Genomic DNA, 1,643 nt, shown 5'->3' with positions numbered 1-1,643 from the left:
ACCGAGGTGAGGCACGCTTGTCTGCGTTGCGTCTGGGCCGAGACGCATGTGTTCGAGTTCCCAGGCGGTCACTGTTCTGTTCCGAACCAGGCTCTCTCGAACGCGAATATGTGAAGGGCGCTCTAAAGTGAACGATGCGCAATTCCGGCCTCTCGAGCCAGGGGTTTGGAGAGGCTACTTGCCCGTCAAATTTTCGGGAAACAACTGGATAGGGGTGCGGCTTACGATGTTGTCCAGTACTTTTTGCAGTGCTGAGTTTTTGACGGACTGATCCAGTCCGCCTTTGACCTGCTCAAAGGGCTGGAAGCCCGCCGCTTCCACCTTGCTCAGCAAGATTACATGGAAGCCAAACTCGGTTCTGACTGGGGTTCTGGAGCTTTCGCCTGGCTTCAAGGCCATTAGGGCTAGCTCAAAGGGCAAAACGAAGGTACCCCTGGGCTCACAGCCCAGCTCGCCCCCTTCGTTCTTGCTACCGGGGTCTTGTGAGAGTTCTTTGGCCAGGTCGGCGAACTTCTCGCCTTTGCCCAGCCGGGCAATCACCTGATTGGCCTCCTGCGCTGTGTTGACCAGGATGTGTGAGGAGCAATACCTTACCGGCACCGCATATTCGGACTTGGAGACCAGGTACAAGATGCGCAAAGCGGCTTCGCTGGTCTGCAACCGTTTGATCAGGTTCTCGAGGTAGGCGTTGTAGGTCAGGGCCTCGTAAACCAGCTTGCGGTAGGCCTCGAGGCTGGGAATACCCGCCTCCTCGAGGGCCTGCTGAAGCTGCTCTTCCGTTTCGAATTGGGACTTTACTTCCTGGATGGCTTCATCCACTGCGGCGCCTCTGGCTGCAAAACCAGTGGCCTCGGCAGCCAGAATAATCGCCTGATCGCGGGCCATCCGCTCCAGGTACTGCGGCCTGAACTGGGCAAAGGCTTCCTCGGCCTCGGGGCTGTAGGCCTGACCGCGTTGCTGCAAGACATCGCGCAAAAACAGGCGGAACTGCAAGTCGAACTGGCTCTTGGTGATGGAAGATTTACCCACCCTCGCCACCACCGGGTCGGTTTGGGCCAGAGCCAGCGGAAAGAGCATCAGCAACAACAAGACCGGTACTTGTTTCAGCGTCATTTTGGCACCTCTAGGACAGCCCATGACCAACCCAAAGCCTACAGCTCCGACTGGTTCCAGAACTGCTTATGGGGTTATGCTAGCACGTTCTGTGTAGAACAACCTCACCCGCCCTGCGGCTTGTTTCACATTGGGGGCCACCCGGTGCCACCCTCCCAAGAACAAGGTTCCGCCCCTTCGCCGCCCACAGCGACCCGAAAAACTATAGAGCGATTCCACCCAGCATCCAAAAACACAAGCACCTCGCACACTTCTTGCTGGGAATCCACCCGACGGGGTTTCCCCTGAGTGTGCGCCGCCAGGACAGCCCGCTTGCGTGAAGGACCCCACGCCTACCCCCTGCATGACCTATTTCGAGGAGCGGGATTGGCAAAGAATGATCGTCCGGGCCTGGGCAAGCGATAAACGAGGTTGGAACTAGTGCGCTGTTTACATATTTAGAGCCATTCGACCATAAGAAAGCTTTGTCCTGGACAGAACAGTGGCCGCCTGGAAACTCGAAAACATGCGGCTCGGCCCAGACGCAACGC

1 protein-coding gene is annotated in these 1,643 nt (G+C 57.5%); it reads right to left on the bottom strand.

The genetic code is table 11. The features are described from left to right. Positions 1–174: 174 nt before the first annotated feature. Complete coding sequence (locus NZN28_RS14405; protein ID WP_295399329.1) at positions 175–1,113, bottom strand: peptidylprolyl isomerase; 939 nt, start codon at positions 1,111–1,113, stop codon at positions 175–177. Positions 1,114–1,643: the final 530 nt, after the last annotated feature.

Source organism: Meiothermus sp., assembly GCF_025056915.1.
Taxonomy (GTDB): Bacteria; Deinococcota; Deinococci; order Deinococcales; family Thermaceae; genus Meiothermus.
Note: the sequence above shows the minus strand (reverse complement) of the source record. Positions and strands in the feature narration are given on the sequence as shown.